The following is a 7,216-nucleotide window of genomic DNA, read 5'->3' as shown; positions in this document are numbered from 1 at the left end:
TCAGCAACACCGCCGAGTATGGCGAGTATGTCACCGGCCCGCGCATCATCACTGCGGAAACCAAGGCCGAAATGAAGCGCGTGCTGGCCGACATCCAGCAGGGCAGGTTCGCCCGCGACTGGGTGCTGGAGAACAAGGCCGGCCAGTCCAGCTTCAAGGAAGAATGCGAAACCGACCTGTTCGGCGAGCAGGTCGTGCTTTGCGGCGGCCTGGTCGAGCTGATCCGCGCCGGCTTCGAGACGCTGGTGGAAGCCGGCTACGCGCCGGAAATGGCCTATTTCGAGTGCCTGCACGAGTTGAAGCTGATCGTCGACCTGATCTATGAAGGCGGCATCGCCAACATGAACTACTCGATCTCCAACACCGCGGAATACGGCGAATACGTCACCGGCCCGCGCATCGTCACCTCGGAGACCAAGGCCGAGATGAAGCGCGTGCTGACCGACATCCAGTCCGGCAAGTTTGCCCGCGACTGGATGCTGGAGAACAAGGTCAACCAGGCCTCGTTCAAGGCGACCCGCGCCCGCAACAACGATCACCAGATCGAGGAAGTCGGCGCCAAGCTCCGCGACATGATGCCGTGGATCAAGGAAAAGGCGCTGGTCGACAAGACCAAGAACTAAGCGTCTCCAGTCCAGGCAGAACTACCAACGGGACCGCGGCAACGCGGTCCCGTTTTTATAGCAGGGTCATGCGACCCAACGGGAATTGCCATGCGCATCGTTGCCGCCGGCGAGTGCATGCGCCGCACCACCTGGGCCCGCGCCCGCGAGTTGGAAGACATCGGCCCGCAATAGCCGCGCAGCCCGGACGAAGTCCGCGTTTGCGTGAACGGGCGGGGGATTTGGGGCCGTCTCGGAGCAGGACGGGGCCACGCCGTGCCAAATTGCCCCGGCATTGACTTGAACGCGGCAAATTCATTGCGCGTTCATGACGGTTCCACTACGTTTTTATGACACGCCGCAGTTGTCCGGCTGCGTCGTCCGCCTTCTGGCCGCCGCCAGCCGAGGTTTGGGCAGTGCCGGCGTCGTTTGCGTCCCGCCATGGCGGCTCCACTGAATCCAGTTCCTGCCGCGGCTTCCGCCGTCGCCGCGCCGACCAGCGTGTGGCGGCTGCTCGCCGTGGCTGCGCCGCACGTCGGCGCCGCTCTGGTGATGTGGCAGACCGAGACCGATTTCGGCTCGCGGGTTGGCTTCGTGCTGGCCTGGGGCATCCTCAACTTCTTCTGGATCGCCTTGTTGCGCCGGCCGGCGCTGTCGGCGGCGCTGTCGCTGACGCTGGTGGTGATCCTGGTGCTGCTGTCGCGGTTGAAGCACGACGTGGTGCAGATGACCGCCAACTTCGTCGACCTGATGGTGATCGACCGCGACACCGCGGCCTTCCTGTTTACGATCTTTCCAAACCTGCGCTGGTCGGCGATATCAGCAGCGGCTCTGGTGCTGCCGCTGATGTATGCGCTGTGGTGGCTCGACCCGTTCCGCATCCGCCGGCTGCCGGCCGTGGCCGCCATGCTGGCCTGCCTGGCGGGGCTGGTCGGCTATGCCGTGGCATGGCCCGACGAGGCCTGGCGCGGCTATTACGACGACGGCTACCTGTCGAAATTCGCGCGCTCCGGCGTCACCGCGGTGTCGGACTTCGCCAGTTACGGCTTCATGGAATCCGACGGCGTGGTCGCCGAGCGGCTGAAGATGCCGCTGGTGGATTCCTGCCATCCGGTCGGACGTCGCCCGCATATCATCATGGTGCACGACGAATCCTCGTTCGACCTGCGGCAGGCCGCGGCGGTGAAGACGCCGGCGGGCTATGGCGGCCATTTCAAATCGTATGACGGCCGTGCCCGGAAATTCCTGGCCGAGAGCAATGGCGGCCCGAGCTGGTTCACCGAATACAACGTGCTGGCCGGGCTTTCGTCGCGCTCGTTCGGGCGGTTTTCGTATTTCGTCACGAGGATCGCCTCGGGCCGGGTGGAGCGCGGCCTGCCGCTGGCGCTGCGGCGCTGCGGCTACAGCACGCTCTCGCTCTATCCGGCCTTCGGCGCCTTCATGAGCGCGAAGAGCTTCCAGACCTCGACCGGCGTGCAAAAATTCTATGACGCGAAGGATCTCGGCGCCAAGGGCGTCGAGCCGGACAGCTTCTTCTACGATTCCGCATTGCGCCTGATGGCCGAGCAGCCGCCGGCCAACCCGCTGTTCACCTTCATTTATCTGGCGGCCAATCATTTCCCGTGGGAGACCAAATTCCGGCCGGACCTGACGCCGTCGTGGCGCAGTCCGGGCAACGTGCCCGTCGTCGACGAATATCTGCGCCGGCAGGCGATGAGCGTCGATCACTACGGCGCGTTCATCGCCAAGCTGAAGAAGCAGTTTCCGGCGCAGCCGTTCCTGATCGTACGCTATGGCGACCATCAGCCGGAATTCTCGCCGGGTGTGATCGATCCCGCGCTGGATGAAGCCGGCGTCGGCAAGCGGCTGATGGCTTATGACCCGCGATATTACGCGACCTATTACGCGATCGACGCGATCAATTTCGAGCCGGTGAAGAGTGACACGGTGATGGACACGATCGATGGGCCGTATCTGCCGCTGGTGATCCAGGAGGCGGCGGGCATCCCGCTCGATCCGTCGTTCGAGGAGCAGAAGAAGATCATGCTCCGCTGCAAGGGCGTGTTCTACGCCTGCAAGGACGGCGCCGAAGCAAGGCGCTTCAACCGGCTGCTGATCGATGCCGGGATGATCAAGAATCTTTGAGGAATCTTAGCAAAGCCAAGCGCTGACCTTCCCCTCTCCCCCTAGCGAAGCTTCGCTTCGCGCGGGGGAGAAGGAAGAAAGAGCGCTCGCTACTTCTTCCCGATCTTCTCCCACAGCCACCGCGCCACCACGTCCGGCGAACTGTCGCCATCGCCGCCCGCGGCGCGAAGATTGGCTTCGCGCATGGTGGCGATGTCGATGCGGCCGAGCAGGGGTTGCAGCGCCGCGCGCAGCGCCTCGTCATTCGCGCGCTTCGGCGACAGCAGCAGGATCGCGTCATAGGGCGGGATGGCGCGCTTGTTGTCGTCGAGCAACACCAGATCGTATTTCGCGATCAGCCCGTCGCTTGTGTAACCGGCGATGACGTCGACCTCGCCGGAGGCCACTGCGGCGTACATGAAATCCGGCTGCATCTGGCGTTGCGCGCGGAAGCCGATGCCGTAGGCCTTTTGCAGGCCCGCCCATTCCGGCCGCGAGAAGAACTCGTAATCCGCGGCCATCGTCATGCCGGAGGCATGTGCCGCGAGATCGGCGATGGTCCGGATGCCCAGCGCCTCGGCCTTGCGGCGCGGCATCACCAGCGCATAGGCGTTCTCGAAACCGAGTTCGCCCAGCAGCGTGATATTCGCTTTCCCCAGCGCGGCCTTCAGTTCGGCGAGCAACTTCTCGCGCGGGAGGATGTCGGTGCGGTGAAACTGGTTGGCCCACAGCGTGCCGGAATAATCGATGTAGGCGTCGATATCGCCGGACGCCAGCGCGTCAAAGATGACGTTGGAGCCGAGCCCTTCGCGCGTCGTCGCGGGCATCCCGGCCTCGCGCAGCCGCTGCGCCATCAGCGCCGCCAGCACATATTGTTCGGTGAAGGTTTTTGCGCCGACTGTGACGCGCGCTGTCGAATGCGACAGTGTCGGCAGCAGCGTGGCGATCACCAGCGCAGCGATGCAGAACCCGCCGATGATCGTGCGCACGCGCTGGCGCAGCCGGATGCCAGTCTCGATCAGGGCCAGCAACTGATCGACAGCGAGCGCCAGGATCGCCGCGGCAAAGCAGCCGAACAGCACGAACACCCAGTTTTGCGTCTGCAATCCCGCGAAGATGTAGTTGCCCAGACTCGTCTGACCAATTGGGGTGGACAGCGTCGCCGTGCCGATCACCCACACCGCGGCGGTGCGGATGCCGGCCATCATCACCGGCAGCGCCAGCGGAAGTTCGACCATGACCAGCGATTGCCGCGGCGTCATGCCGACGCCTTGCGCGGCTTCGGTAAGCGCGGGGTCGATGCCGTCGAGCCCGGTGATGGTGTTGCGCAGCACCGGCAGCATCGAATACAGCGCCAGCGCCAGCACCGAGGGCAAAAAGCCGAAGGCGGAGAAGCCGGCGCCGAACCATTTCAGCGACAAGGCCGCGAGCGCCAGCAGCAGCGGATAGAACAGCGCCAGCAATGCCAGGCCCGGCACGGTCTGCACCACGCTGGCAACGCCAAGCAGCGCGCCGCGCAGCACGGGACGATTGCGCGACAGGATCGCCAGCGGCAGGCTGATGACAAGGCCGAGCGCCAGCGCCGTGACGCTGACGCGGACATGGTTGCCGAGATAGTCGGGCAAATGGCCGAGTGCTTCGCTCCAGCGCGGATCGCTGAACAGGTTCATGCCGCCCCGCCTTCAGCTTCGCGCGGCAGCAGCATCTGCAAACGTTCGGCCTGTCGCCGCGGCGTGCCGAGCAATTCGCCGACGTAAGGATCGGAGCTTTGGCTGAGTTCGGCCGGTGTGCCTTCCGCGAGCAATTTGCCGGCGCGCATCACCGCGACGCGGTCGGCGAGCAGGATCGCTTCCGTCATGTCGTGGGTGATCATGATCGTGGTGAGGCCAAGCTGTTTGTGGAGCGCGCGAAAATCGTCGCCGAGCGCGTCGCGCGTCAGCGGGTCGAGCGCGCCAAACGGCTCGTCCATCAGCACGATGCGCGGACGGGCGGCGAGCGCACGCGCGACGCCGACGCGCTGGCGCTGGCCGCCGGAGAGTTCGTGCGGAAAGCGGTTGCGGTGGGTCGCGCGGTCGAGCCGGACGAGGTCGAGCAGTTCATCGACGCGCGTGGCGATCTCGTCGGCCGGCGTGCCCAGCAGTTTCGGCGTGATGCCGATATTGTCGGCGACGTCCATATGCGGAAACAGCCCGCCGCTCTGGAACACATAGCCGATGCGGCGGCGCAGCCCGATCGGATCGGTGGCGCTGATGTCCTCTCCGGCCACGCTGACGCTGCCATGCGAGGGCTCGATCAGCCGGTTGGCGAGTCGCAGCAGCGTCGTCTTGCCGGAGCCGGAGCCGCCGACGATGGCCAGGAACTCGCCCTCGGCGACGTCGAGCGAGACGCCGTCTACGGCCTGCACGCGTCCGCCGTCGAAGCTCTTGCTGACGTGGCGGAACGAGATCAGGGGCGCGGCCATGCTCCCGGACTATCACAGGCCGGCCGGCCGACCAAGTTGCCGCCGTTGAATTGTCGCGGCGTGCGCGCTAAGCCATCGGCCAACAACAACCATCGGGGAACGCGCGTGCAGGCAACAGCCGAAGCAGTATCGGCGGTGGCGCTGGACGGCGCCACGGTGGCGTTTGGCGCGGGCCGCGACGTCTATACGGCGGTCGAGCAGGCGACGCTGTCGGTGGCCGACGGCGAGTTCGTCGCGATTGTCGGGCCGACCGGCTGCGGCAAGTCCACGCTGCTCAATGTCGCCGCGGGTCTGCTCAAGCCGGTGTCCGGCGCGGTGCGGATCTTCGGCCAGCCGCTGCCCGGCCTCAACAAGCAGGCCGGCTATCTGTTTCAGGCCGACGCGCTGTTTCCGTGGAAGACCGCGCGCGACAATGTCGCGATCGGCCTGGAGATCGCCGGCGTGACGCGCGCCGAGGCGCTGGAGCGCGCGCAGGCGTGGCTCGTCTCGGTCGGACTAGGCGCGTTCGGCGATCGCTATCCGCACATGCTGTCCGGTGGCCAGCGCAAGCGCGTCGGCCTCGCGCAAGTGCTGATCCGCGATCCCAAAATCCTCCTGATGGACGAACCGTTCGGGCCGCTCGATGCGCAGACCCGGCAGATCATGGGCGATCTCCTGCTGCGGCTTTGGAGCGCACAGCGCAAGGCCGTATTGTTCGTCACCCATGACCTCGAGGAAGCGATCGCGCTCGGCGACCGCGTGGTGATCATGTCGGCGGGGCCGGCTTCGCGGATCATCGGCGACTGGAAAGTGCCGCTGCCGCGGCCGCGCGACATCTTCGAGGTGCGGTTGCAGCCGGACTTCCACGCGCTGCACCGGGAGATCTGGGACGTGCTGAAGGACGAGGTGATGAAAGGCTACGCGCAATCGGCGCAGGTCGTGGAGATCGCGCGATGAGCCGGCCTGTTCTGTTGCTGTGCCAGGCGCTGGTCGCCGTGGTGTTTCTCGGTCTCTGGCAATTGCTGACCAGCGTGCCGATGTTCGGCAAGCCGCTGCTGCCGCCATTCTTCTTTTCCAACCCGGTCGACGTGTTCAGCCAGATCGTGGCGTGGTTTTCCTCCGGCGTAATCTGGAAGCATCTGGCGATCACGCTGTGGGAATCGGTGCTGGCCTTTGCGATTGGCTCGTTGGGCGGCGTTGCGGTCGGCTTCTGGTTCGCGCGGCAGCCGCGCGTCGCCGCGGTGTTCGATCCCTATGTGAAGATGATCAACGCGCTGCCGCGCGTGGTGCTGGCGCCGATCTTCACGCTGTGGCTCGGGCTCGGCATCTGGTCGAAGGTGGCGCTCGGCGTCACGCTGGTGTTCTTCATCGTGTTCTTCAACGTCTACCAGGGCGTCAAGGAGGTCTCCTCTACCGTGCTCGCCAACGGCCGCATGCTCGGCATGAGCGAAAAACAATTGATGCGGCACGTGTTCTGGCCCTCCGCGCTGTCCTGGATGTTTTCTTCGCTGCACACCTCGGTCGGCTTCGCCGTGGTCGGTGCCGTGGTCGGCGAATATCTCGGCTCGGCGGCGGGGCTCGGCTATCTGATCCAGCAGGCCGAAGGCATTTTTGACGTAGCCGGCGTATTCGCCGGCATGTTCGTGCTGTCCGCGTTCGTGATCCTCATCGACCTGCTGGTGACGGTGGTCGAACGGCGCCTGCTGGTGTGGCGGCCGGATGCGGCGGAGGGGCGGGGCTAGCTCCGTCATTCCGGGACACGCGTCTTCGCGTGGACCCGGAATCCAGACAAGGACTCGTCTGGTTCTGGATTCCGGGTTCGCGCCAAGTGGGCGCGCCCCGGAATGACGGCTGCGCCGTCAGTTCAGCAGCTTGGTATCATCCGGCGCCTGCGGCGGCGTCTTGATCGCGATCGCCTTCAGCGGGGAGCTGGTGCCGCCATGCGCGGTGCCCTTTGGGATGACGACGAGATCGCCGGGCTTGACCGTCACTTGCTTGTCGCCGAGCCAGATCGTCCCGGTGCCTTCGAGGATGTACTGCATCTCGTTGG

At 65.5% G+C, this 7,216-nt stretch carries 6 protein-coding genes and 1 pseudogene; 4 read left to right on the top strand and 3 right to left on the bottom strand.

What is annotated here, in order from left to right; all coding sequences use genetic code 11:
• Positions 1–623 (top strand): annotated as a pseudogene (locus JWQ24_RS22145) (hypothetical protein); the annotation flags it as partial.
• A 420-nt stretch (positions 624–1,043) separates the two neighbouring features.
• The gene (locus JWQ24_RS22140) at positions 1,044–2,747 is read left to right on the top strand and encodes a sulfatase-like hydrolase/transferase (protein ID WP_299812600.1); all 1,704 of its coding nucleotides are present in this window, start codon (positions 1,044–1,046) and stop codon (positions 2,745–2,747) included.
• Between the two features lie 89 nt (positions 2,748–2,836).
• Here JWQ24_RS22140 and JWQ24_RS22135 read toward each other — a convergent pair whose 3' ends face one another.
• Positions 2,837–4,396, bottom strand: a complete 1,560-nt coding sequence (locus tag JWQ24_RS22135; protein ID WP_299812599.1) for a glycine betaine ABC transporter substrate-binding protein — start codon at positions 4,394–4,396, stop codon at positions 2,837–2,839.
• On the bottom strand, positions 4,393–5,187 hold the full coding sequence (locus tag JWQ24_RS22130) for an ATP-binding cassette domain-containing protein (RefSeq protein WP_299812598.1): 795 nt from the start codon (positions 5,185–5,187) through the stop codon (positions 4,393–4,395). Before JWQ24_RS22130 ends, JWQ24_RS22135 begins: the two co-directional genes overlap by 4 nt.
• Before the next feature lie 105 nt (positions 5,188–5,292).
• Between JWQ24_RS22130 and JWQ24_RS22125 the strand changes: the two genes are divergently transcribed.
• Both JWQ24_RS22125 and JWQ24_RS22120 read left to right on the top strand, forming a co-directional pair.
• On the top strand, positions 5,293–6,123 hold the full coding sequence (locus JWQ24_RS22125; protein ID WP_299812597.1) for an ABC transporter ATP-binding protein: 831 nt from the start codon (positions 5,293–5,295) through the stop codon (positions 6,121–6,123).
• Positions 6,120–6,908 (top strand): ABC transporter permease, encoded by a 789-nt coding sequence (locus JWQ24_RS22120; RefSeq protein WP_299812596.1) that lies wholly within the window; start codon positions 6,120–6,122, stop codon positions 6,906–6,908. The genes JWQ24_RS22125 and JWQ24_RS22120 overlap by 4 nt, the downstream gene beginning before the upstream one ends.
• A gap of 117 nt (positions 6,909–7,025) precedes the next feature.
• Here the strand turns inward: JWQ24_RS22120 and JWQ24_RS22115 are convergent.
• Positions 7,026–7,216, bottom strand: a 191-nt coding sequence (locus tag JWQ24_RS22115) for a cupin domain-containing protein (protein WP_299812595.1), incomplete at its 5' end; no start/stop codon positions are given.

The sequence above is a fragment of the Tardiphaga sp. genome (genome assembly GCF_028290495.1).
In the GTDB taxonomy this organism is placed as follows: Bacteria; Pseudomonadota; Alphaproteobacteria; order Rhizobiales; family Xanthobacteraceae; genus Tardiphaga.
The sequence above is the reverse complement of the archived record's forward strand: the minus strand, read 5'-3'. Positions and strand labels throughout refer to the sequence as shown.